The organism is Billgrantia tianxiuensis, from assembly GCF_009834345.1.
In the GTDB taxonomy this organism is placed as follows: Bacteria; Pseudomonadota; Gammaproteobacteria; order Pseudomonadales; family Halomonadaceae; genus Halomonas; species Halomonas tianxiuensis.
This window is the reverse complement of record NZ_CP035042.1, coordinates 3262514-3287341: the sequence shown is the minus strand read 5'-3', so window position 1 is coordinate 3287341 and position 24828 is coordinate 3262514. Positions and strand designations below refer to the sequence as shown.

Sequence of the window (24828 nt, the reverse complement as noted above, 5' to 3'; positions counted from 1 at the left end):
TGTTGTGCTGAAAGCTCGCCGACACAGGGAGTGGAAATGGCCGACCATACGCTGGTTTTCATCGTGCTGGGACTGACGCTGGCCGCTTTCGTCTGGGGACGCTTCCGCTACGACCTGGTGGCGCTCTCGGCCCTGCTGGTCTCGGTCATGCTGGGGTTGGTGCCGGGCGACGACGCCTTCCTCGGCTTCGGTCATCCGGCGGTGATCACCGTGGCTGCCGTGCTGGTGCTCAGCCGCGGCTTCGAGCGTTCCGGCGTGGTGGATGTCATCGCCGAGCAGGTGCTTAAGGTAGGCGACCGCCTGTTCCTGCAACTGGTAGCGCTCACCGCCACCGTGGTGGTGCTGTCCGGCTTCATGAATAACGTGGGTGCCCTGGCGCTGCTCCTGCCGGTGGCCATGCGCCTGGCGCGTGAGCACAATACCTCGCCTTCGCTATTGCTGATGCCGCTTGCCTTCGGCTCGCTGCTCGGCGGTCTCATGACACTGATCGGTACCCCGCCCAACATCATCATCGCCAGCTATCGCGGCAGCGTGACCGGCGAGACCTTCGGCATGTTCTCGTTTTTCCCCGTGGGGGCCAGCGTGGCCCTGGTGGGGCTTGCCTTCATCGTGCTGCTCGGCTGGCGCCTAGTGCCCAGACGGGCGGGCAAGGCGTCTACCGAGGAGATGTTCGATACCGCCAATTACCTCGTGGAACTGAAAGTCGCTGAGGATTCCAAGGCCGCTGGTTGGACGCTTCGTGAACTGCAGCGGGAGTTGGAGGAGACCGTGCCGGTATTGGCCGTAGTACGCGGAGATCGACGCTGGGCCGGACATGCCTTTCTTGGCACGCTGAAGGCGGAAGACATCCTGTTGGTCGAGGCCGGGCCCGAGGAAATGAAGCTGCTCGAGGACAAGGCCGGGCTACTCGTGGGCTTGGGACCTGAAGAGCAGGAGGCGTTGGAGAACGAGGCGCAGCCCCAAGAGGCGGGGGACAACCCCGCCGCAAAGCTCGAGGTCACGCCCCGGGCGATGGGCGATGCCAGCCCTCGGCGGGACAACGGCGAACAGGACGCCGGCAAGAAGGCGGAGAAGAAGAAGAAGCCGGCCACCACCGAAGGTCTCGAGCTGATCGAGGCGGTGGTGCGCAACGACTCCATGATGATCAACCGGACCGTCACCCAGTTGCGCCTGCAGAACCAGTACGGTTTGCACCTGATCGCCGTCGCTCGTGATGGCGGGCGGCTCAAGCAACGCCTGCGTGACATTCGTTTCCGCGCCGGCGACGTGCTACTCCTGCAGGGGGGCGAGAGCAATCTTGGCGAGAGCCTGGCGACGCTGGGCTGCCTGCCGCTGGCCCGGCGCAACCTGCCGCTCGGACAGCCGCGCATGCTGCTGGTATCGATTGCCGTTTTCGCCGTGGCGATTCTGGCCATGCTGATGGACCTGCTGCCGGCGGCGGTTGCCCTGTCGGCGGCTGCGCTGGTTTCGCTGCTGGTGGGGGTGCTGCCGCTGCGCGAGGCCTACCAGGCCGTCGATGGGCCGGTCATCGTGCTGCTGGGAGCGATGATTCCGGTGGGGCAGGCGTTGGAAACCAGCGGCGGGGCCAGCCTGATCGCCGAAGGGCTGCTCACGGCCGGCCAGCAGTGGCCGATCATGGCGCTGCTGGTCGGTCTGTTCCTGCTCTCGATGCTGCTTTCCAACGTGATCAACAACGCCGCGGCGGCGCTGTTGATGGCGCCCATCGCCGCCAGCCTGGCGGAGGGCTTCGGTGCCTCGGTCGACCCCTTCCTCATGGTAGTGGCGGTGAGTGCTTCATGCGCCTTCCTGACACCGATAGGCCACCAATCCAATACCCTGGTGATGGGGCCCGGTGGCTATCGCTTCGGCGACTATTGGAAGATGGGCTTGCCGCTCTCACTGCTGGTGCTGGCGGTGGCGATGCCGATGATTCTGCTGGTCTGGCCCCTTTAAGCAAAAGCCCCGGCGCTGGGCCGGGGCGGTGGTGCAGTGGTCGAGACAAGCGTCAGGCGGCGTTGTGGCGCAGGATGTTGGCCTTGTCGGTGGCGAATTCGTCGTACTCGAAGTCGTCCACGCTGAGCAGTTCGAGTACTTCGGCTTCGAAGCGGCGCATGAACTCGGCGTCCTCCTCGCTGACCAGGCCCTTCTCCCGCGCTGCCTCCAGCCGCGCCTCGGGATGCAGCGCCTGACGCGGCAGTTCGTCCTTGGCGTAGGCCTTGTTGACCGTGCGGTAGAGCGCTTCGGCGCGGTCGTAGTCGGCCAGCAGGGCGTTGTAGCGGGCCAGCGGGTTGTCCTTGACGCCGTCGTTCTGCTGCCAGGCTGCCGCGAGGAGCTTGGCGCGCAGCGCGGTGTTGCGCGACACGGACTGAGCGATCTGCCGGGTCAGGTGATCGGCGGGGCGCTTCCAGCGCCGTCCCAACGGCATCGTCACCGCGCGCAGCACGCCGGCCAGCGCGCGGTTGGGCAGGTTGTCGAACAGCTCGTCGAAGGCTTGCTCGGCACGCTGCAGCAGGTGGGTGCAGCTGTAGTGGAGTAGGGCGGCCTCGCCTTCCACCTTGTCGCCCTCCTGCCAGTGCTTGAGCACCATCGAAGCAAGGTAGAGATTGGAGAGCACGTCGCCCAGGCGTGCAGAGATCATCTCGCGCTGCTTGAGCGTGGCCCGAGGCTGGCCATGGCGGCATCGGCACACAGGCTGAAGCCGGCCGAGAGACGCGCCATGTCGCGGGCGTAGGGCGCGGCGACCGCATCGAAGGGCACGCTCGGCTTGCCGATGCCGAGCCCCATGGTGAAGGCGCGTGCGGCGTTGCTGAAGACTAGGGCTGCGTGGCCGAAGAAGGCACGATCGAAGGCCGGCAGATCGTTGCTGTCCGAAGCGGCCAGCTCCTCGAGCACGAACGGATGGCAGCGGATGGCGCCCTGGCCGAAGATCATCAGGTTGCGGGTCATGATGTTGGCACCCTCGACCGTGATCGACACCGGGTTAGCACTGTAGCCGATGCCCAGGTAGTTACGCGGGCCCAGGGTCACCGCCTTGCCGCCGTGGATGTCCATGGCATCGGAGAGCCCGAGGCGCTGGAACTCGGTGAGCTGGCTCTTGAGGATTGCCGATGGTACGGAAGGCTTCTCACCGCGGTCGATGGTGTTGGCGGTCTGGTAGACCGCCGCCTGGGCGATGTAGCCCAGCGAGGCCAGGCGTGCCAGCGGCTCCTGTACGCCCTCCATCTCAGCGACGGGTACGTTGAACTGGCGGCGAATGCGGGCGAAGCCGCCGGTCCAGCCCAGGGCGTAGCGCATGGTGCCGCTGGCACCGGAGGGCAGGGTGATGCAGCGGCCGATGGAAAGACACTCCACCAGCATGCGCCAGCCCTGACCGATCATCTCGGTGCCGCCGATGATGGTGTCCAGTGGGACGAAGACGTCCTTGCCCTTGATCGGGCCGTTGAGGAACGGGCTGCCGATGGGGTGGTGGCGGCGGCCGATCTCCATGCCAGCGGTATTGCGAGGCACCAGTGCGAGGGTGATGCCACGATCCTCCTCCCCGCCCAGCAAGTGGTCGGGGTCGAACAGGCGGAAAGCCAGGCCTATGACGGTGGCGATGGGCGCCAGGGTGATCCAGCGCTTCTCGAAGTTGAGGCGCAAGCCCAACACCTCTTCACCGTCGATCACTTGCTTGCAGACGATACCGGTGTCGGGAAGCGAGGTGGCGTCACTGCCGGCGCGGGGGCCGGTCAGGCCGAAGCAGGGGATTTCGCGGCCGTCGGCCAGGCGCGGTAGATAGTGATCCTTTTGCGCCTGGGTACCGTACTTGAGCAGCAGCTCGCCCGGGCCCAGGGAGTTGGGCACTCCCACCGTGACCATCAGCGTCTCGCTGATCGAGAGTTTCTGCAGTATCAGCGACTGGGCCTTGGCCGAGAACCCGAGGCCGCCGTACTCCTTGGGGATGATCATGCCGAAGAAGCCCTCCTTCTTCAGGTACTGCCACAGCTCTTCGGGCAGATCGGCACGCTCCTTGGCGATCTCCCAGGCATTGCACATGCCGGCGGCCACCGAGCACTGATGCTCGAGGAAGCTGCGCTCCTCCTCGCTTAGGCCGTCGTCGCGGTAGCTCATCAGCTTGTCCCACTGCGGACGACCCGAGAACAGCTCGCCATCCCAGGCCACGGTGCCGGCTTCCAGCGCAATACGCTCCGTGTCGGAAACCTTGGGCGAGACGCGCTTGAACATGACGAACAGGCGCGGCGTGAGCCACTGGGTGCGCAGCGCCGGCAGGCCAGCCACGGCGACTGCCGCCGCGCCGAGCAGCAGCAGTACGCCAAGTACGGGGGAGACCAGCAGACTCACCAGGCCAAGGCCTCCGAGCATGACCAGGATCGGCATGGCGCCGGCCTCGCGCCGCATTAACGCCAGCAGGCCAGCGACAGTGAGGATGAGGAGTATCAGGGTGAGCATGTGTTCGGCGCTCCCTTGGTTCATGTTTAGAACGGTTGTTTGAATGTGTCAGCCTAGCCGATCTCCCCGGTGCTGGCCAGCCCTGAGGCACAGACGAAATGACAGCGCCCTGCTCGGTGGCAGGGCGCTGGGTGGGGAGGGAGTAACAGGCTCAGGTTAGGCGTCGCTGGGGCTCGCGCCTGGCCGGACTGTCACCGGCCACGTAGTAGGGCGCGTCCGAGGGTGGCAACGGCTCGCGGCCACGGATACGGTCGGCGATCTTCTCGGCCAGCATGATGGTCGGTGCGTTGAGGTTGCCGGTGGGGATCACCGGGAACAAGGAGGCATCCACCACACGCAGCCCTCCAGGCCGTGCACGCGGCCCTGGCCGTCGACCACGGCGTCGTCGCCTTCTCCCATGCGGCAGCTGCCGCAGGGGTGGTAGGCAGTCTCCGCGTGCTCGCGCACGAAGGCATCCAATTCCTCATCGCTCTGCACGTCCGGCCCTGGCGATATCTCGCGGCCGCGATACGGATCCATGGCGGGTTGGGCGATGATCTCGCGGGTCAGGCGAATGGCATCGCGGAATTCCTGCCAATCCTTCTCCTTGGCCATGTAGTTGAACAGGATGCTGGGAGCGGCCTTGGGATCGCGCGAGGTGAGGCGAATGCGCCCGCGGCTCTCGGAGCGCATCGAGCCCACGTGGGCCTGGAAGCCGTGCGCCTGCACCGCGCTCTTGCCGTTGTAGCTGATGGCGATGGGCAGGAAGTGATACTGCAGGTTGGGCCAGGGCTCCTCATCGTGGGTGCGGATGAAGGCGCACGACTCGAACTGGTTGCTGGCACCGATGCCGCTGCCGAGAAACAGCCATTCCGCGCCGATCTTCGGCTGGTTGAACCACTTGAGCGCGGGGTAGAGCGTGATCGGCTGCTTGCACTCGTACTGGATGTACATCTCCAGGTGGTCCTGCAGGTTCTCACCGACACCGGGCAGGTCGTGAACCACGGGAATGTCGAACTCGCGCAGGTGCTCCGGATTGCCGACCCCCGAGCGCAGCAGGATCTGCGGCGAGGCGATGGCCCCGGCGCACAGCAGTACCTCGCGGCGGGCGTGGACCCGGTGGGGCTGGCCGCGACGCAGGTAGCGCACGCCCACGGCGCGCTTGCCCTCGAACTCGATCACGTCGGTGGTGGCGTGGGTCTCGATGGTGAGGTTGTCGCGCTGCTTGGCCTGGTCGAGATAACCCCGGGCGGTGGAGGCGCGACGCCCCTTGGGCGTGACGAAACGGTCCATGGGGCCGAAGCCCTCCTGCTGGTAGCCGTTGACGTCCTCGGTTTCGGGGTAGCCGGCCTGCACGCCGGCATCGACGAAGGCGCGGTAGAGCTCGTTGTTGCCCTCCTTGGGCGTGGTCACGCTCACCGGCCCGTCGCCGCCGTGGTAGGCGTTGGCGCCGATGTCGCGGCACTCGGCCTTCCTGAAGTAGGGCAGGCAATCAGCGTAGCGCCAGTCCTCGAGCCCCGCCATGCTGGCCCAGTTGTCGTAGTCCAGGGCATTGCCGCGGATGTAGCACATGCCGTTGATCAGCGACGAACCGCCGAGCCCCTTGCCGCGGCCGCACTCCATGCGGCGGCCGTTCATGTGCGGCTCCGGGTCGGTCTCGAAGGCCCAGTTGTAGCGCTTGCCCTGCAGCGGGAAGGCCAGGGCGGCGGGCATCTGGGTGCGGAAGTCGAAGCGGTAGTCGGGGCCGCCGGCCTCGAGCAGCAGCACGCTGACCGCCGGGTCCTCGGTGAGGCGGGTGGCCAATACGTTGCCGGCCGAGCCGGCGCCGATGATGACGTAGTCGAATTCACGAATCTGGGACATGACATCTCTCACTGATAACGCGACGGGGCGGGCCTTTAACGGGGTCGCTCGGGGCTGATCCGTCGACAAGCCCCGGAGCGCCGGACCGGCGAGGAGGCGCTGTGGGCGCTACCTACGCCATCCATGGCGTAGGACCTCCTCTTCGGCTTGTCCCCGGCGCCCCTCGCTGCAGCCAGCCGCACTTGACTTGGGCCGACACGCCATGTGTGTGCGAGCGGCAATGACGGGTCTCTTCACTGATACCTAGAACACCGACTCGAAGGGCCCCATCTCGACCTGCACCGACTTGGTCTGGGTGTAGTGGGCCAGGGTCTCGACGCCGTTCTCGCGGCCGACGCCGGACTGCTTGTAGCCACCCACGGGCATCTCGGCCGGCGACTCGCCCCAGGTGTTGATCCAGCAGATGCCAGCCTCGAGGCGGTGAATGGTGCGGTGCGCGCGGGCGAGGTTCTCGGTGAACACGCCGGCAGCGAGGCCGTAGAGGGTGTCGTTGGCGCGGCGGACCAGCTCCTCCTCGTCGTCGAAGACGAGAATCGACATCACCGGGCCAAAGATCTCCTCGCGCACGATGCGCATGTCGTCGCTGCAATCGGTGAACACCGTGGCCGGGGCCCAGGCGCCGTGGGCGAAATCGCCCTCGGCCAGGGGTTCGCCACCGATCAGTACGCGTGCCCCGTCCTGCTTGCCGTACTCGATGTAGTCGAGCACCTTGGCCTGGTGTTCGAAGCTCACCAGCGGGCCGAAGTTGACGCTGGGGTCGAGCGGGTCGCCGGCGCGGATGCGGGCCACACGAGCGACGATCTTCTCCTCGAAGGCCTGCTTGACCGAACGCTCGACGAAGACCCGAGTGCCGTTGGTGCAGATCTGTCCGCTGGAATAGAAATTGGCCATCATCGCCGCGTCGGCGGCACGATCCAGGTCGGCATCGGCGAAGACGACCAGCGGCGACTTGCCGCCCAGCTCCATGGTCACGTCCTTGAGGGTCGAGCCGCCCGCAGCCGACATGACCTTCTTGCCGGTACCGACCTCGCCGGTGAACGATACCTTGGCGATGTCTTCGTGCTCGGTCAGCATCCGGCCGACGCGGCCGTCGCCATGCACGACGTTGAACACGCCGTCGGGCAGTCCGGCTTCGGTGAAGATCTCGGCGAGCTTCATGGCGGTCAGCGGAGTGACTTCGCTTGGCTTGAACACCACGGCGTTACCCGCGGCCAGCGCCGGCGCGGCCTTCCAGCAGGCGATCTGGATCGGATAGTTCCAGGCGCCGATGGCGGCGATCACGCCGAGCGGCTCGCGGCGGGTGTAGACGAACGACGACTCGCGCAGAGGAATCTGGGCGCCCTCGATCGCCGGAGCCAGGCCGGCGTAGTACTCGAGCACGTCGGCGCCGGTGACGATGTCCACAGTGGCGGTTTCGCTGATCGGCTTGCCGGTATTGCGCGTCTCGAGCTCGGCGAGTTCGTCATTTCTCTCTCTCAAGAGCGCGACGGCACGGTTGAGGATGCGAGCGCGCTGCATGCCGGTCAGGGCGGCCCAGTGGCGTTGGCCCTCCCGTGCCGCAGCGACGGCACGATCGATATCGGCCTGGCTGGCCTGTTCAACCTTGGCCAGCAGGCTGCCATCGTAAGGGTTGATGACGTCGAAAGTTTCGCCGGAGGTTGCCGGCTCCCGACGGCCCGCGATGAAGAGGGGCTCGGTGTTGTAAGCTGTCATGCAGTCTCCTTTGTGGACGCAAGGGAGGTGTCGTAACCGGTCAGTAACTGATCGAGATAGGCGTGCGCCAAGCGTCGGGCGCGCTCGGTATCCAGCCCCTCGGGACTCAGGGTGCCACGCAGCCATAGGCCGTCGATCATGGCGGCAAGGCCGCGAGCGGCATCGCGTGCCGCTGCGTGCGGCATCAGGCGGCGAAACTGGCAGCACAGGTTGGAATAGAGCCGCTGATCGTTGACATGCTGGAGCCGCTGGAGCCGCGGCTTGTGCATGCTGCTGGCCCAGAAGGCGAGCCAGGTCTTGGCTGCTGGGCCGGAGATTTGGCTACGGTCGAAGTTGCCATCGATGATGGCGCCGAGATGGTCGCGTGGAGAGCCATCTTTCAACTGACCGCGCCGGGCCGCTACGGCCTGGCCCAGGTCAGTGAGGATCTGGCGCATGGTGGCCTCGAGCAGGCCGTCCTTGCCGCCGAAGTAGTGACTGATGATGCCCGCCGATACGCCGGCATGCCGGGCGATTCTCAGTACGGTAGCATCCGCCAGACCGACCTCGTCGATGGCAGCCATGGTGGCCTTGATGAGCTGGCTACGCCTGATCGGCTCCATACCTGTCTTTGGCACCGCTGACTCCTGTGAATGCAATGACTCCACGTTGGCTCATCAGTATGTCATTTTTTTATTGAACGTTCAATCAATAAAAACAAAGCAGCTACCGGCTTGCTTGCATGCTAGGTATCGTGCATAATCCTGCCGCGTTGAAGGGGCCTTGTTCCCCCGAAAAGGCTACGTAGCTCAGCCGGTTAGAGCACATCACTCATAATGATGGGGTCCCCTGTTCGAATCAGGGCGTAGCCACCAGATTCTCCACATGACGCCCGCGCAGTTCCCGTTGCGCGGGCGTCATGTGTTTTGAGGGCAGTGCCAGGCCAGCAGAATCCGCCCTTGACCTTATGTGAGCGATCCGTATACTACGCACCGTGTTCAGGGCCATTCCCGGATAGCTCAGTCGGTAGAGCAAGTGACTGTTAATCACTGGGTCGCAGGTTCGAGTCCTGCTCCGGGAGCCAAGAACACACGCTGATCCTGACGCTCGTCATTCCTCGATAGCTCAGTCGGTAGAGCAAGTGACTGTTAATCACTGGGTCGCAGGTTCGAGTCCTGCTCGAGGAGCCATCAGCCCAAGTTCGAAAAGAGCCATCAGCTCAAGTTCGAAAAGAACCATCAGCTCGGCTTCAAAGAGAGCCATCGGCTCTTTCCAGAAGTATTGCGCCATTCCCGGATAGCTCAGTCGGTAGAGCAAGTGACTGTTAATCACTGGGTCGCAGGTTCGAGTCCTGCTCCGGGAGCCAGCTTTCGTTTCCCTCTCCATTTTGATCCTTGCCTGACGCTGAGTGCTGTCGGCTCTCCTGGTGACGGCTGTCGTCTTCCATGTCAATGCGCTCGACGCTCAGATAGCGGCGTTCGATCTCGGCCGGCTCACGGGCAGGGCTGAAATGGTAGCCCTGGTAGCCCCAGCATGCTTGTTGTCGCAGGAAGGCCAGCTCCTCGGCGGTTTCCACCCCTTCGGCAACGGTATGCAGGCCCATGGTGCTGGCCAGCGCAATGATGGCGCGTACGATGCCTTGATTCTTTCTGTCCTGGTGCACCCCCTTGATGAAGCTCATATCGATCTTGACGGTATCGATGGGGAAGTCGCGTAGGTAGGCGAGCCCCGAATAGCCGGTGCCGAAGTCGTCGATGGTCAGCGTTACGCCCAGTCGTTTCAGCGCCTGCAGCGTGGATAGCGTGTAGTCCAGGTCGAGCATGGCGACGTGCTCGGTGATCTCGAGTTCCAATAGCCGGGCGGGTACGCCGCCTGCCTTGAGCCACTGCGCGAGTTCGTCGACGAACTCCGTGCGCGAAAACAGCGATGCCGATACGTTGACCGCCACCGGGAACTCTTGGTATCCCGCCTGGCGCCAGCGCGAGAGCTGGTCGATCACCGAACCCAGCATCCATCGGTCGATGGCGGTAATCTGTCCGCTCATCTCGGCAGCCGGGATGAATTGGCCTGGCGTTACCAGGCCGCGCTCGGGGTGTTGCCAGCGAACCAGGGCTTCGAAGCCGACGAGCGTGCCCTTGGCGATGTGGACCTTGGGTTGGTAGTGCACGCGTAGCTCGTTACGCTGCAAAGCCTTGTCCAACTCTCCCCGCAGCCGCAGGTGGCTTTGCGCTTGATCCTGCATCTCACTGGAGTAGAACGCGAAGACACCGCGACCACGCGATTTTGCCTGGTACATGGCGGTGTCGGCGGCCTGGATGAGTTCGTTCAGGCTGGAACCGTCCTGGGGCGCGAGGGCGATACCAATGCTGCAGCCGATGTGCACGGACTGGTTGTTGAGTTGGTAGGGCTGTCTGATCTGGCGGATCAGGCGCTTGGCAAGAGAGTCGAGTTCCTGGTGCTTGCCTACGACCAGGACGACAAACTCGTCGCCGCCGAAGCGCGCCAGCGTGTCGCTGTCGCGCAGTTCGCCTTGCAGGCGCTCCGCCACCAGGCGCAGCAGTTTGTCGCCCTGCTGATGGCCCAGGGCGTCGTTGACATGTTTGAACTCGTCCAGGTCGATGAAGAGAACCGCGAGCTCCGGCTCGACTTCCCGGGTTCGCAAGGGAGCCTGGCGAAAGCGACTCTCCAGCAGCAGCCGATTGGGCAGCCCCGTCAGGGCATCGAAGTTGGCCAGGCTCATTATCCTCTCTTCGGCCTGTACCTGAGCGGTCACGTCTTCCATCACCGAGATGAAGTGCTCGATATTGCCCTGGTCATCGCGTACCGCCGTGATGGTGCCGCGCTGCGGGTAGAACTCGCCGTTCTTGCGGGCGTTCCAGAACTCCCCGGTCCAGTTTCCCTCTGTCAGCAGGCTGTGCCACAGCGCTTGGTAAAACGCCTTGTCCTGGCGACCCGATTGCAACATGCGCGGGTTGCGGCCAATTGCCTCTTCGCGCGTATGGCCCGTGATCCGGGTGAAGGAAGGGTTGACGTCGAGGATCCGTCCCTCCGCATCGGCGATGATGATCGACTCATGACTATGCTCGAACACTTCCGAGGTGAGCTTGAGTCGGTGCCGGTCCGCCATCATGTTCAGAGCGAAGGCGATATCGCCGGCCAGTTCATCGAACAGCCGTACCATGTCGGCATCGAAAGCCTGGCTCTGCCCGCTGAATACCGTCAAGACGGCATGAATCGTCTTGCCATCCGGCCGGATGGGAAAAGCCGCCACGGATCCCTGGGCATGCTGGGTGACGCTGGAGTCGTTGCTGTCCAGTACCTGCTGCACTACCGGGCACACGGGCTCGCATGGATCGGCCAGTTGTCGCTCCTTATCCTTGTGCACGCAGATGTTGCTGGGCGGCGATGGCACGGCAGTGGTATCGATCGGGTCGGTGCGCAGCGTGGTGATGCATGCTTTGGAAAAATCGCTCTCGCTGGTGATGATCTTGCACATGCGCTCATAGTGCTGTGCTGGCGTCAGCTTGAGGTTGATCAATGCCTGATTGGCATTGCTCAGCATCTCGTACATGTCGCGCATCTTCTGGGCGCGCCATAGGGCGCGGCGGCGCTCGTCTATGAGGGTGCCCAATAGCCATACGATGACCAGATTGATCAACTGAAAGGCGAAGAGGGCAATGAGGCTGCGCTGGGCGCTGTCCTGCGTATCGCCCGCGCCTAGTGCATCGGCTGCACCTGCGACGATGGTTGCAGAAAGTACCACAAAGAGGCTTGCCGTCAGTGGCAGGCGAATGGCGACAATGACCAGCAGGGGAGTCAGCAGGAAGCTATATGTCGCCAGTGCCCGGCCGGCGGGGTTGCTGATGCTGAAAGCCACCGCAGCGGCACCGCAAGTGAGTATCCATAGCGCAACGAACTCCCATGCCGGCGGACGTGTGGGCGGGAGGCGTTCGGCGTCGGGGAGGCGGTGAAACAGCAGCACCAGGAGTGGTGCCAGCAGCAGCAGTGCGCTAAGGCGCTGCATGAACCACCAGAGCCATTCGGCGAGCAGTGAATTATGCGCGCCAACATGGGCCAGGGCGGCAATGAGTGAGGAAAAGGTGACCGGCACCAGGCATCCCCACAGCAGGAACAGTAGAATGCCTCGCTGGGTATTGGGATGACGTGCCCAAGGAGGTTGAAGCTGCAGCAGATAGGCGCCGAGGCATGCCTGCAGCAGCAGCGAGATGCTGATCCAGGCCGCGGCCAACGGAGGCGCATCCGCCAGAACGGTGTGAATACCGAAGTCGATCAGTCCGGCCGCAGTGAGAAAGCCTAGCCGTTGGGCGCGATGTGAGGGCATGACCAACAAGGCGGCGAGCAGAATACCGCCTTGCGGTAGCAGCAGGTAGAACCCGTGCTGAGGGTTCACCAGCGCCTGCGCTGCCAGCGCCAGGGTAAGGTAGAGGAGAAGCCAGGCCGACCAGTGCCGGCTTGCACTATATGCCGTGTGCGACAACCGATGGATCATCATACGACCTCTCTGCGGGCCGGCACGATACCGTGTCGCTGACATGCGCTATGTCGTCTCACCCGGCATCACTTGCGTTGAGTATAAGTGAAGCCTTTATCAGGGGCTCGATTCGGCACAAACGCTAGTGGGTAAGCCGGATACGAGCCTGTGTGGTTCAATGGACGCCCAAGACGCCCGGTCATCGCAGCCGGGCACCTTGGGCGGAAGAGTCAGGAAGGGAGTCGAGGTGCGTCTCGATCAGGATCGGCCGGCCAGGCGCCGTTGGGTCAGCTCGGCATAGTCGGCAAGGATCGCCGCAGCCTCGACGACTTGGACGCGGTCCACGGGTTCGTCCTCTTCACCTTCTTCCTCACCGCGAGCATCGATCAGCTCGTCCAGCGGCTCCAGTCCCAGGGCCTCGCGGCGGCGATTTTCGAGAGCCAACTGCTCCGCATCGCGGGCTTCCACTTCGCGCTGGCGCTGCTCACGGTCGAGACTGACGCTGGTGTGCTCCTCGCGCATGCGACGTGCCAGTTCCACGCGCTCCTTGAGATAGACGAAGTTGGGGTGGGAGTCGGCCCGCTCGCGATGCCGGGAGCGCAGCGTTTCGAGATATTCCCACGGCTCGCCGTAGTGGCGATACTGGACCGCCTGGACGGTATCCCACTCCAAGGCGTTGTCCAGGCTGCTTTCGCCGATCCGATCCGGATCGATCATGTCGGGGAACAGAATGTCGGGTTCGACGCCGCGATGCTGGGTACTCTCACCCGAGATGCGGTAGAACTTGGCCCGGGTCAGCTTGATCTGGCCATGGCTGAGGTCGTTCAGGGTCTGCACGGTGCCCTTGCCGAAGGTGGAGCTGCCCAGCACCAGGCCGCGACCGTAATCCTGGATCGCACCGGCGAAGATCTCCGAGGCCGAGGCCGACAGGCGGTTGACCAGCACCGCTAGCGGACCGTCATAGAGAGTGCCAGTCTCGGTGTCGCCGTAGAGGCTGATGCGGCCGCGAGCGTCGCGCACCTGCACGGTGGGACCACGGTCGATAAACAGGCCGAGCAGTGAGTTTGCCTCCTGAAGCGCGCCACCGCCGTTGTTGCGCAGGTCGAGCATGATGCCGTCGATACCCTCTGCCTTGAGCCGCTCGACTTCGCGCGCCACATCGCGGGTGGTGCTGCGAAACTCCTCGGCGCCGGACTGCCAGGCATCGAAATCGACGTAGAAGGTGGGGATTGTGATTACGCCGATGCGCTTAATGCCGTCGTCACGCTCTACTTCGACGATTTCCCCCCGAGCGGCCTGTTCTTCGAGGTCCACGGTGTCGCGGGTGATCTCGATGGTGTGCGAGCGGGTCATGTCCACGGCTTCCGCAGGCACTACCTCGAGGCGCACCACGGTACCCTTGGGGCCACGGATCAGGTCGACCACTTCGTCCAGACGCATGCCGACGACGTTGACGACTTCATCTTCATCTTCCTGCCCGACACCGACGATGCGATCGGCGGGCTCGAGCACACCGGCGCGATCCGCCGGACCGCCGGGCACCAGGCTGGTCACCTTCACGTATTCACCGTCGGATTGCAGCATGGCACCGATGCCTTCCAGCGACAGCCGCATCTGGATATCGAAGGATTCGCCCTGGCGCGGGGAGAGGTATTCGGTATGCGGGTCGATACTGCTGGTCACGGCCGCCATGAACAGGCCGAACACGTCTTCGCCATTGGTTTGGCGAAGCCGCGAGAGTTGGCCTTCGTAGCGTTGGCGCAGGTTGTTCGTTACCTGCTCCTCGTCCTGGCCGCTGATGTCCAGGGTCAGGGCAGCGTTCTTCAGACGCTTGCGCCACAGGTCGTCGAGTTCTGCCTCGCTGGTGGCCCAATCGGCGTCGCGGCGATCGAGGTCGAGCCGCATATCGGTTTCATAGGTGAAGTTCAGCCCTTGATCGAGGGCGGAGAGCAGCCATTCGAAGCGGCTCTCGGCACGATCGTGATAGCGCTGGTAGAGCTGGTAGACGGAAGTCAGGTCGCCTTCGAACAGCATGTCGTCGATGCGTTCCTCGAGATGGCGAAATTCCTCGATGTCGCTTTCCAGCAGGAAGGCGCGCTGGCCGTCGAGGATGTCGAGGTAGCGCTCGAAGGCCAGTTGCGACCAGGCGTCATCGAGAGCGGCGTCGGCATAGTGGCCATAGCGTAGCGATTCGGCCACCTCTACCGCGGCCTGCCGTTGGGCATCGCCGGGCTGGATCTGAGCAAGCGCCAGTTGAGCGCACGACAACAGCAGCACCAGCGTCATGATCGCTGTGTGCCGAATAATGACTAACTGGCTCATCGATGAAGCACCCCTGGTTTCGTGTACACTTCCTTCCCTAGACAAGCGTATGGCGTGTGAGTTGCCAAGCAGAAACCGCATTGTAGCAGCTCTCGCGCCAACCACGACCCCTGATGAGGATCCACATGTCTCGGGAAGCCCGTCTCGAGCGACTGCTCGATTTTCTGCATCGTTCCCTACGCCCTGGCATGCCGTGGCAATAATGGCCGACCGGCTCGAGGCCGCCGGGTTTCGTCGCCTCGACGAGCGCCAGTCATGGCAGCTTTCACCCGGCGAGCGAGTCTTTGTCACGCGTAACGACTCATCCATCGTGGCGCTGCAGCTGCCTCGGCAGGAACTTGAGTCACTGCGCATGATTGGCGCCCATACCGATAGCCCCGGCCTGAGGTTGAAACCCAACGCGGCCCAGAATTCGGCGGGCTGGCTGCAGCTCGGCGTCGAGTTGTACGGCGGCGTGCTGCTGGCCCCCTGGTACGATCGCGACCTGGGGCTGGCCGGGCGAGTCCACGTGCGACATGCCGACGGTTGCATCGAAGGCGTGCTGCTGTACGTGGACCGGCCGATCGCCATCATTCCCAGTCTTGCCATTCATCTCGATCGCGAGGTCAACAACGGCCGGGCGATCAATGCCCAGACCCAGATGCCGCCGGTCTTCCTGCAGGGCGGAGAAAAAGCCGACCTGCAACGCCTGCTGCTCGAGTGGCTGGAGGTGCAGCATGGCATCGCCGGAGCCGAGATCCTCGATTTCGAGCTGGCACTCTACGATGTGCAGCCACCGGCGCTGGTGGGCATCGAGCGCGAGCTGGTAGCGAGCGCCCGCCTGGACAACCTGCTTTCCTGCTTCATCGGCCTGGAAGCGCTGCTGGAGAGCGACGGCAGCCAGGGCGTGGTGCTGGTGGCCAACGATCATGAAGAAGTCGGTAGTGCCAGCGCCTGCGGTGCCCAGGGACCGTTCCTCGGCGACGTCTTGCGTCGCGTGAACGCGCAGCTCGGCGAACCAGGCGAAGAGGGCTTCATTCGTCTGATCCAGGCCTCGCGAATGATCTCCTGCGACAACGCTCACGCTCTTCACCCCAATTTTACCGACAAGCATGACGCCGCCCATGGGCCGGCGCTCAATGGCGGACCGGTGATCAAGGTCAACGCCAACCAGCGCTATGCCACCAACAGCGCTACGTCTGCGCTGTTTCGCGATCTCTGTCGCGAGGCCGGGGTGCCGGTGCAGACTTTCGTTACTCGCGCCGACATGGGGTGCGGCAGCACCATCGGTCCGATCACTGCCACCGAACTCGGTGTGCCGACGCTGGATGTGGGTGTGCCACAGTGGGCCATGCACTCGATTCGCGAGACGGCGGGCAGCCACGATGTCGAATATCTGACCCGGGCGCTGATCGCCTTCGCCAACCGCCCCCAGTTGGTTTGAGTCTTCACCACGAAAAACCCGGCGCCAGGAGGCGCCGGGTTTTTTTCGATCTCTGGTGGCTACGCCCTGACTCGAACAGGGGACCCCATCATTATGAGTGATGTGCTCTAACCAACTGAGCTACGTAGCCAATCGACGGAGGCGAAGTTTACGGATTCGCCCCCATCAGGTCAAGCCTGAAGGCTACACATTGAAGCGGAAGTGGATCACGTCGCCGTCCTGCACCACATACTCCTTGCCCTCCAGGCGCCACTTGCCGGCGTCCTTGGCGCCCTGTTCGCCACCCAGGGTGACGAAGTCGTCGTAGCCGATCACTTCGGCGCGGATGAAGCCCTTCTGGAAATCGGTGTGGATCACGCCGGCGGCCTCGGGGGCGGTGGCACCCACCTTGACGGTCCAGGCGCGCACTTCCTTCACCCCGGCGGTGAAGTAGGTCTGCAGGCCCAGCAGCTTGTAGCCGGCGCGGATCACCCGGTCGAGCCCGGGCTCTTCCATGCCCATCTCGCCGAGGAACATGGCGCGCTCGTCGTCGTCGAGCTCGGCGATCTCGGCTTCGAGCTGGTTGCACACCGGCACCACCACGGCACCTTCCTCGGCGGCAATCTCGTTGACGATATCGAGGTAGGGGTTGTTCTCGAAACCGTCCTCGTTGACGTTGGCGATGTACATGGTCGGCTTGAGCGTGAGGAAGCCGAAGCTCTTGACCTGGCGCTTCTCATCCTCGTCGAGGCCGAAACTGCGCAGCGGCTGGCCTTCGGCCAGGTGCGGCTGGACGCGCTCCAGGATCGCCTTGGTGGCGATGGCATCCTTGTCACCGCCCTTGGCCACACGCACCAGGCGCTGGATGGCACGCTCGACGGTGTCGAGGTCGGCCAGCGCCAGCTCCAGGTTGATGGTCTCGATATCGGAGCGCGGATCGACCTGATTGGCCACGTGGATGACGTTGTCGTTGTCGAAGCAGCGCACCACGTGGGCGATGGCCTGGGTCTCGCGAATGTTGGCCAGGAACTGGTTGCCGAGCCCCTCGCCCTTGGAGGCTCCCGCCACCAGGCCGGCAATGTCGACGAACTCCATGGTGGTGGGAATCACCTTCTGCGGCTTGACGATCTCGGCCAGCTTGTCGAGGCGTGGATCGGGCATCGGCACGATACCGACGTTGGGCTCGATGGTGCAGAAGGGGAAGTTCTCGGCATCGATGCCGGACTTGGTCAGGGCGTTGAAGAGGGTCGACTTGCCCACGTTGGGCAGACCGACGATACCGCAGTTGAAACCCATGATGATGTCCTGAGTAAGATGGCGAGTGGTGCTCGCGAACGGGCGCTATTCTAGCCCAGCCTTGGCGCCGGTTCAGCCCGAGAAGCTGTGCAGTCGACTCATGGCCTTGGCCCAGTCGCCCGACACGGCCAGCGGCAGCGTGGCCAGGCACTCGTTGAGGGCGCCGCCGATGGCCTCGAACTCCGCCTTGCCGGGGCGACCCAGCACGTAGTTGGTGACCTGGCGCGAGTCGCCGGGGTGGCCGATGCCGATGCGCAGGCGGTTGAAGCCCTTCTCGCCCAGCGCGCTGATGATGTCGCGCAGGCCGTTGTGACCGCCGTGGCCACCGCCCTGCTTGTAGCGGGCCGTGCCGGGGGGATGTCCAGCTCGTCGTGAGCCACCAGCAGCTCATCCGGGGCGATCTTGTAGAACTGGCACAGGGCCGCCACGGCGGCGCCGCTGCGATTCATGAAGGTAGTGGGTTCGAGTAGATGTAGTTCCTGGCCGTCGAGAAGCACCTTGGCATACAGACCGAGGAACTTCTTCTCCGGGCGCAGCTCGGTGCCGGCCTGGCGGGCCAGGATTTCCACCAGCCAGGCGCCGGCGTTGTGGCGTGTGGCGGCGTACCCGTCACCGGGATTGCCCAGCCCGATGATCGCCTTGATCTGGGGCATGAGGGGTCTCCAAACAAAAACAAGCGCCGCAGCGCTTGATGGGACCGGGAAGGGGCCGCCCGCTTGGGCGACCCCTGCGGGGCAGCTTACTCGGCGCTGCCTTCGCCTTCCTCGCCTTCACCTTCACCTTCGCCTTCGTCAGCCTCGCTGCGGCCCTTGGGCTTGGTGATGCTCAGTACGGCGTTGTCGTGATCCGCACCGTGAGTCAGCTCGACCAGGGTGACGCCGGCTGGCAGCTTGAGATCAGAGAGGTGCAGGGTGGTGCCCATCTCGACGTTGCTGATGTCGACTTCGAGGAAGTCGGGCAGGTCCTTCGGCAGGCAGCTGATCTGGACCTCGTTGGAGAGCACGTGCAGTTCGCCACCCTGGTCCTTGATGCCCTTGGACTTCTCCTCACCCACCACGTGCAGCGGCACGTTGATGGTGATCTCGTGGGTGGCGTCCACGCGCATGAAGTCGGCGTGAGTGATCAGCGGCTTGTACGGATGACGCTGCAGGTCACGCACCACCACCTGCTCGCTCTTGCCGTCGATGACCAGGTTGAGCACGGAGGAGAAGAAGGACTCGTCCTCGATGGCCTTGTAGAACGCGGCTTTCTCGACGGAGATCGGCTGCGGAGCCTTCTCGCCACCGTAAACGATGGCCGGCACCTGGAGGTTCGAACGACGCAGGCGGCGGCTCGCACCTTTCCCCAGGTCGTTACGAACGCTGGCATTGAGTGTGAAATCGGACATGGTATTGCCTCTTGCTGAATGTAAGGGAGGCGTGCGACCCGCGACCTGATCGCTACGCTTCCCGAAAGCCCCCGTGGGGGCGCTACTCCGGCGCCTGTTTTGCTGAGAGCTGCTGAGTGTCTCAGTGGAACATGGCGCTGACGGATTCCTCGTTGCTGACGCGGCGGATCGCCTCGGCGATCAGGCCCGCCACGCTGAGCTGACGAATCTTGCCGCTGCGACGGGCAACGTCGGACAGCGGTATGGTATCGGTCACCACCACCTCGTCGAGTACCGAGCCGGTGATGTTCTCCACCGCCGGGCCCGACAGGATCGGGTGGGTGGCATAGGCTACCACGCGCCGCGCGCCGTGGTCCTTCAGAGCATCGCCGGCCTTGCACAGGGTGCCGGCGGTATCGATCATGTCGTCCACCACCACGCAGGTGCGGTTCTCGATCTCGCCGATGATGTGCATCACCTGGGCCTGGTTGGCCTGGGGACGCCGCTTGTCGATGATGGCGAGGTCGGCGTTGAGCTGCTTGGCAATGGCGCGAGCGCGCACCACGCCGCCTACGTCGGGCGATACCACCACCAGATCGTCGTAGTTCTGGCGCTCGATGTCATCGAGCAGAATCGGCGAGCCGTAGACGTTATCCACCGGCACGTCGAAGAAGCCCTGGATCTGGTCGGCGTGCAGGTCCATGGTCATGACACGATCGACGCCGGCCTTGACCATCATGTCGGCCACTACCTTGGCGGAGATCGGGACTCGGGCGGAGCGTACCCGCCGGTCCTGACGCGCGTAGCCGAAGTAGGGCACCACGGCGGTGATACGGGTGGCCGAGGCGCGCCGCAGGGCGTCCACCATCAGGATCAGTTCCATCAGGTTGTCGTTGGTCGGCGCGCAGGTGGACTGCAGAATGAATACGTCCTTGCCGCGAACGTTCTCGTTGATCTCGACCGCGATCTCACCATCGCTGAACTGCCCGACCGTGGCATTACCCATACGAGTATCGAGACTCTCGGCGATCTTCTGGGCGAGCTCGGGGTTGGCATTCCCGGCAAAAACCATCAATTTTGACACGCGCGTCCACCTATGCAGTATTGGGGAGCTCCGCAGGCGATGAGGCTTTACCGTCAGCGCGGTGATCGGACCGCGCGCTGAATGGCGACATGTTCATCGACCTAGAGCAGCATGTAGCGGGGAGAGGTTCAGGCCGCGGGCCGTGAAAGCAGTATAGCGGTCCGGCAGGTCGGCCAATAGACGCTTCGCTTCGGCTCTTGAATCGAACCAGGCGAAGACACAGGCTCCGGTTCCCGTCAGCATGGCGGGTGCCCGGCTACCAAGCCAGTCGAGTGCTTCGGCGACAGGCGGATAGAGTGACCTGACCGTCGGTTCGCAGTCGTTGTGCCAGCTGGGCGCTCCCCCTGCAGTGCGCGCGCCATGGTAATCGGGGCAGTGTCACGTGTCAATTGCGGCGCCCTGAACACGGCGGCGGTGGCGACCTCGATGCCAGGGTGCACGACCACGAACCAGGGGGTGTCGAGTGCCACCGGTGTGAGCTTCTCGCCGACACCTTCGGCCCAGGCGGCCTGGCCGTGAACGAACACCGGCACATCGGCCCCGAGCTGCAGGCCGAGTTCGGCCAGGTGGTCGAGCGGGAGGTCGAGACGCCACAAGCGGTCGAGGCCAAGCAGCGCGGTGGCGGCGTTGCTGCTGCCGCCGCCAAGGCCGCCGCCCATGGGCAGGCGTTTGGTCAGTTGAATGTCGGCGCCCAGGGGGCAGCCGCTTACCGCCTGCAACAGCCGGGCTGCCCGCACGATCAGGTTGTCGCTGTCGGGCACGCCCGGCAGGCCGGGCGTCAGGTGGATCTCGCCATCCTGCCGCAACTGAAAGCGCAGCTCGTCGCCATGGTCGAGAAACTGGAACAGCGTCTGCAGCTCGTGATAACCGTTCGCTCGGCGGCCGACGATATGCAGCAGGCGATTGAGCTTGGCCGGCGCCGGCAGCGTGAGTGCGTTCATCGACGGATGGCTCGGTGCGCTTGCTTGCGGCTCAGTCGTCAATGACGGGTCGCCACTCGGTGACCACCAGCGTGACGCTGAGGTCGTCGTATTCCATGCTCAGGCGTCGCGGTAGCCACAGCGATTCGACCTGGGCCCAGTCGCGATAGACGATCTGCCAGCCATCCTGTTCGAGCTGCTGGGGAAAGCCGCGCTCGTCGCGTTCGAGACGGTAGTCGCTGTGGTCGGCAGGCAGGCCGCGAATCCAGTCGGACAGCGAGCTGACCGGCAGCGACCAGCCCAACTGCTGCTGCATCAGGGATTCGGGAGAGGGAGCTTCGAAGCGGCCCTCGGCGTTGGTCAGGGTGAAGCGTCCCTCGCGCCCTTCGAGCAGGTTGCGGCCGCTGCCGAAGGGGCCGCTGATCAGCATGCGGTAATAATGTGGGTGCTGACTCCAGTCGAGGTTGGCGCTGGTCGTTTCCCGGGAGGTGCGCAACCCGGCCTTGCCGATCAGGATCCAGGTATCCAGCGCCTCCAGGCGTTCCTGCTGGGCTTGCCATTGGTCGGCCGAGCGTCCGCCGTCCGGTGTCGTGCCTGGCGTGGCGCAACCGGCCAGCAGGGCAAGGGCGAGGCTCATGGCAAACCAGCGTATCGCGAGAGTGGGGCGTCTCATGGCGTCGTCTCGTTGACTGTGGATGATGTGGGCGCCAGTTCGGGAATGCGCTCGAGGAGTTCATCGATCAGGGGATGTTCATCGTAGCGGAGCAGGGTTTGCTCCACCACGCGACGGGCATCCTCATGCCGTCCGAGTGCCCAGAGAACCTCGGCGAGATGGGCGGCGATCTCCTGGTCGGGCATGCTGGCATAGGCCCGTTCGAGCCAGGGCAAGGCGCGTTCCGGATCGCCCTGGCGGTAATAGACCCAGCCCAGGCTATCCATGATCGCGGGGCTGCCCGGTTCGAGGGCGTGAGCGCGCTCGATCAGCTCGCGGGCTTCGTCCAGTCGCTCTTCCTGGTTGAGGTCCGCCAGGGTGTAGCCCAGCGCATTCAGGGCCGAGGCGTTGTCCGGGTTGGTCTCGATAATGCGGCCAAGATCCCGCTCCATGGCATCGATGTCACCTTGCTCCCAGGCACGCATGGCGCGCAGGTAGAGCAGCGGCTCGTCGTTGGGCGTGCGCGAGAGTTCACGGTTGAGCAGGGCATTGGCTTCGGCATGCAGCCCGGCCTCGTCGAGCAGTTCCACCTCGAGGGCAACCAGCTCGCTGAAGCGCGATTCGTGGCGCAGGCGCTCGATGCGCAGGAAGGCGCGGGCATCGAGCAGGCGGTCGTCCTCGATCAGCATCTGCGCTGCCCGCAGTCGCGCACGCAGGAAGTCACTGCCGGGGGATACCTGACGGTAATAAAGAAGGGCATTGTCGATCTCGCCCTCTTCCTCGGCGATGAGGCCCATCAGGTAGAAAGCCGCGGGAGGTGGCTCGTCGCTGCTGACCAGTGGCAGCAGCAGGCGGCGAGCCGCATCCAGGTGATTGTCCTCGAGGTAGAGGCGGGCCAGTGAAATGCGTAGCTCCTGATTGCCGACGTGCTCGTCCAGCAGGGTGGAGGTGTGCTCCTCCGCTGCGGCGACGTTGCCCAGCATCAGCTCGGCTTGCGCCATCAGCAGCAGGAAGCGGGGATCGCCGGGAGATATCTCGAGGCCGCGGCGCGCGGCCTCGCGGGCCTGGCGCGGACTGTCGGCTTCCAGCGCCAGTTGGGCGCGGGTCAGCCACAGGGCGGGCAGTTCCGAGTGGTCGCGGGCGAGTAGGTCCAGGCGTCGTTCGGCCTGCTGGCGCTGACCGGTGGCGGCCTCGAGAATCGCCATGGCCAGCACGGCATCGTAGCGATGAGGATGCGCGTCGGCACCGGCGCGCTCGAGGTGCTCGCGCAGACGCTCGCGCAGGGGAAGTGGGTCGGTGCCGGATTCCAGGGCGAGTTCGGCGAACAGCGCCAGCTCGCCGTGCAGCCCCTGCTCGACCAGTGTCAGGCGCCGATCGAGTGCCGTCGGCCAGTCGCCGCGCTGCAGTGCCAGGCCTGAGAGGAGGCGCAGCGGTGCCTCGGCGGCGGGGTCGAGCTCATGCCAGGTGCTGACCGCTTGTTCGAGCAGCAGTACGTCGTTGCTGAAGCGCGCCGCCAGCGTGCCGCGCTCCGCCAGTTGCGGGGCGCGGTAACGCTCGGCCATGGCCAGGTAGCCCAGCGTGGCACGGCGATAGTCGCCGCGCTGTCCTGCCATCTCGGCGCTCAACAGCGTGGAGAGGCCCTCTGCATCCAGCCCACGCTCGATGGGGGGTGCCGAGGCCAGAGGGTCTTCTTGAGGCGTGCCGAAGGGGGAGGAGGCCAGGCCTTGGCAACCGCTCAGCAAGACGGTTAGACCAAGCACTGCCAGTCCTTGGCGAGAAGAGCGTATCAGCGTCGAGGGCATGCGTATCTCATCCGGTATCCCGAGGTGCCAGCATACCGGCTAGCGGCCCATGGGCAAAGGGATCGCTGCATCGCAATGCGCGGTTGGCGAATGAGCCGCGCCTTGTCGTGCGTCAATTGCCGGGTTGCTGCGCCTGGCGCCGAGTTCGAAAGGCTGTGATAGAATGCAGCGCCGCAGAGACGTTTTTTCATTTACGGTGCCGCCGGCCGACTTTTCCGAAGACGCTTAACGCATGACGCTTCTTGCCCTTGGAATCAACCACAGGACGGCCACCGTCGCGGTGCGCGAGCGGGTCGCCTTCACCCCCGCTCAGTTGGAGTCGGCGCTGACCGAGCTGCGCCATATCCCCCAGGTGCATGAAGCGGCGGTGCTCTCGACCTGTAACCGCACCGAGCTCTATTGCGTTACCGAGCCGGCCGGCGAGCGTCTCATCCTCGACTGGTTGAGCCACTTCCATGGGCTGCAGCTCGAGGAGCTTACCCCCTGTGCCTATCATTACCTGGACAACGATGCCGCCCGGCACCTGATGCGCGTCGCCGTGGGGCTGGACTCCATGGTACTAGGCGAACCGCAGATACTCGGCCAGCTCAAGGAAGCTTACCAGTCGGCGCGCCAGGCGAGTGGGCTGGGCGGTGAGCTGGAGCTGCTCTTTCAGCATACCTTTGCGGTGGCCAAGCAGGTGCGGACACGCACCGGCATCGGTCAGAACCCGGTCTCGGTGGCTTATGCGGCGGTCAGCCTGGCCAGTCGCATCTTCGATGATTTCAGCCGTTCACGGGCACTGTTGATCGGCGCCGGTGAGACCATCGAGTTGGTCGCCCGCCACCTGCGCGAGGCGGGCGTGCGCAACATGATCGTGGCCAATCGGACGCGGGAGCGCGCCGAGCTGCTGGCCGGCGAGTTCAATGCCGAGGCGATCTCGCTCGACGAGATTCCCGATGCCCTGTCCCGCGCGGACATCGTCATTTCCTCGACCGCCGCGCCGCTGCCGATCCTGGGCAAGGGTATGGCGGAGCGGGCGCTGAAGAAGCGGCGTCACCGGCCGATCTTCATGGTCGATATTGCCGTGCCGAGGGACATCGAACCCGAAGTCGGCGACCTGGACGACATCTTTCTATACACCGTCGACGACCTCAACGAGGTGATCCAGGAGAACCGTCGCCATCGCCAGGCGGCCGCCGATCAGGCCGAGGCTCTGATCGAGCATGGCGTTCACGTCTGGTTGCACGAGCGGCGTATCCGCAGCAGCGGGGAATTGATTCGCCGTTATCGCGACCAGGCAGCCGATCTGCGCGAGCTGTCGGAGCGCCAGGCACTGGCCAGGCTGGCACGTGGGGAGGACCCCGAGGAAGTGATTCGGCTGATGGCACACCAACTGACCAACCGCCTGCTGCATCGACCCACGGTGGCGCTGCGCGAGGCGTCGGGTAGCGAGCGACGTGACCTGCTCAACGCCGCCGAGGCGCTGCTGCTCAACCCCACATCAACGAAACCCTGACAGGACACGCC

11 protein-coding genes, 5 tRNA genes and 5 pseudogenes are annotated in these 24828 nt (G+C 64.5%); 7 read left to right on the top strand and 14 right to left on the bottom strand.

Going from position 1 to position 24828, the window contains the following annotated elements:
- The first annotated feature begins 36 nt into the window (after nucleotides 1–36).
- Nucleotides 37–1953 (top strand): SLC13 family permease, encoded by a 1917-nt coding sequence (locus tag EKK97_RS15365; RefSeq protein WP_159553166.1) that lies wholly within the window; start codon nucleotides 37–39, stop codon nucleotides 1951–1953.
- 52 nt (nucleotides 1954–2005) lie between these two features.
- On the opposite strand, the pseudogene EKK97_RS15360 reads toward EKK97_RS15365, so the two are convergent.
- The 4 genes and pseudogenes from EKK97_RS15360 to betI all read right to left on the bottom strand — a co-directional run bounded on the left by EKK97_RS15360 (nucleotide 2006) and on the right by betI (nucleotide 8621).
- Nucleotides 2006–4449, bottom strand: a pseudogene (locus EKK97_RS15360) (acyl-CoA dehydrogenase).
- A 151-nt stretch (nucleotides 4450–4600) separates the two neighbouring features.
- Nucleotides 4601–6291: pseudogene (betA, locus tag EKK97_RS15355) on the bottom strand (choline dehydrogenase).
- A gap of 243 nt (nucleotides 6292–6534) precedes the next feature.
- Nucleotides 6535–8004 carry a betaine-aldehyde dehydrogenase gene (gene betB, locus EKK97_RS15350; protein ID WP_159553164.1) on the bottom strand — a complete coding sequence of 490 codons (1470 nt, stop codon included), beginning with the start codon at nucleotides 8002–8004 and terminating at the stop codon, nucleotides 6535–6537.
- A complete protein-coding gene (betI, locus tag EKK97_RS15345; RefSeq protein WP_201296901.1) occupies nucleotides 8001–8621 on the bottom strand; it encodes a transcriptional regulator BetI in 621 nt (206 codons plus the stop codon). The genes betB and betI overlap by 4 nt, the downstream gene beginning before the upstream one ends.
- 160 nt (nucleotides 8622–8781) lie before the next feature.
- Here betI and EKK97_RS15340 point away from each other — a divergent pair.
- The 4 genes from EKK97_RS15340 to EKK97_RS15325 all read left to right on the top strand — a co-directional run bounded on the left by EKK97_RS15340 (nucleotide 8782) and on the right by EKK97_RS15325 (nucleotide 9349).
- Nucleotides 8782–8858: transfer RNA gene (locus EKK97_RS15340), tRNA-Met, on the top strand.
- Nucleotides 8859–8991: 133 nt separating this feature from the next.
- Nucleotides 8992–9067, top strand: a tRNA-Asn gene (locus EKK97_RS15335).
- A 30-nt stretch (nucleotides 9068–9097) separates the two neighbouring features.
- A tRNA-Asn gene (locus tag EKK97_RS15330) sits at nucleotides 9098–9173 on the top strand.
- Nucleotides 9174–9273: 100 nt separating this feature from the next.
- A tRNA-Asn gene (locus EKK97_RS15325) sits at nucleotides 9274–9349 on the top strand.
- On the opposite strand, the gene EKK97_RS26150 is transcribed toward EKK97_RS15325, so the two are convergent.
- Together EKK97_RS26150 and EKK97_RS15305 are read right to left on the bottom strand one after the other, a co-directional pair.
- Nucleotides 9308–11110, bottom strand: coding sequence for a putative bifunctional diguanylate cyclase/phosphodiesterase (locus EKK97_RS26150; protein WP_479688642.1), 1803 nt, complete (start codon nucleotides 11108–11110; stop codon nucleotides 9308–9310). The two genes, EKK97_RS15325 and EKK97_RS26150, sit on opposite strands and share 42 nt — an antisense overlap.
- A gap of 1623 nt (nucleotides 11111–12733) precedes the next feature.
- The gene (locus tag EKK97_RS15305; RefSeq protein WP_234287174.1) at nucleotides 12734–14797 is read right to left on the bottom strand and encodes a carboxy terminal-processing peptidase; all 2064 of its coding nucleotides are present in this window, start codon (nucleotides 14795–14797) and stop codon (nucleotides 12734–12736) included.
- Between the two features lie 125 nt (nucleotides 14798–14922).
- On the opposite strand from EKK97_RS15305, the pseudogene EKK97_RS15300 reads away from it, so the two are divergent.
- Nucleotides 14923–16220: pseudogene (locus EKK97_RS15300) on the top strand (M18 family aminopeptidase).
- 53 nt (nucleotides 16221–16273) lie between these two features.
- On the opposite strand, the gene EKK97_RS15295 reads toward EKK97_RS15300, so the two are convergent.
- From EKK97_RS15295 to EKK97_RS15260, 8 genes and pseudogenes are all read right to left on the bottom strand, one after another.
- Nucleotides 16274–16350, bottom strand: a tRNA-Met gene (locus tag EKK97_RS15295).
- 53 nt (nucleotides 16351–16403) lie between these two features.
- Nucleotides 16404–17495, bottom strand: a complete 1092-nt coding sequence (ychF, locus tag EKK97_RS15290) for a redox-regulated ATPase YchF (RefSeq protein ID WP_159553160.1) — start codon at nucleotides 17493–17495, stop codon at nucleotides 16404–16406.
- Between the two features lie 72 nt (nucleotides 17496–17567).
- Nucleotides 17568–18148 (bottom strand): annotated as a pseudogene (pth, locus tag EKK97_RS15285) (aminoacyl-tRNA hydrolase).
- 86 nt (nucleotides 18149–18234) lie between these two features.
- Nucleotides 18235–18882: a 50S ribosomal protein L25/general stress protein Ctc gene (locus EKK97_RS15280; protein ID WP_159553158.1), complete on the bottom strand. Its 648-nt coding sequence runs from the start codon at nucleotides 18880–18882 to the stop codon at nucleotides 18235–18237.
- Between the two features lie 121 nt (nucleotides 18883–19003).
- Nucleotides 19004–19945: a ribose-phosphate pyrophosphokinase gene (locus tag EKK97_RS15275; protein ID WP_010629229.1), complete on the bottom strand. Its 942-nt coding sequence runs from the start codon at nucleotides 19943–19945 to the stop codon at nucleotides 19004–19006.
- 93 nt (nucleotides 19946–20038) lie between these two features.
- Nucleotides 20039–20886: pseudogene (gene ispE, locus EKK97_RS15270) on the bottom strand (4-(cytidine 5'-diphospho)-2-C-methyl-D-erythritol kinase).
- A gap of 31 nt (nucleotides 20887–20917) precedes the next feature.
- Nucleotides 20918–21538: a lipoprotein insertase outer membrane protein LolB gene (lolB, locus tag EKK97_RS15265; protein WP_159553156.1), complete on the bottom strand. Its 621-nt coding sequence runs from the start codon at nucleotides 21536–21538 to the stop codon at nucleotides 20918–20920.
- Nucleotides 21535–23319, bottom strand: coding sequence for a tetratricopeptide repeat protein (locus tag EKK97_RS15260; RefSeq protein ID WP_201296900.1), 1785 nt, complete (start codon nucleotides 23317–23319; stop codon nucleotides 21535–21537). The genes lolB and EKK97_RS15260 overlap by 4 nt, the downstream gene beginning before the upstream one ends.
- A 232-nt stretch (nucleotides 23320–23551) precedes the next feature.
- Between EKK97_RS15260 and hemA the strand changes: the two genes are divergently transcribed.
- Entirely contained in the window at nucleotides 23552–24817 is a 1266-nt protein-coding gene (gene hemA / locus EKK97_RS15255; protein WP_159553154.1) for a glutamyl-tRNA reductase, read from the top strand.
- The last annotated feature ends 11 nt before the right edge of the window (nucleotides 24818–24828 follow it).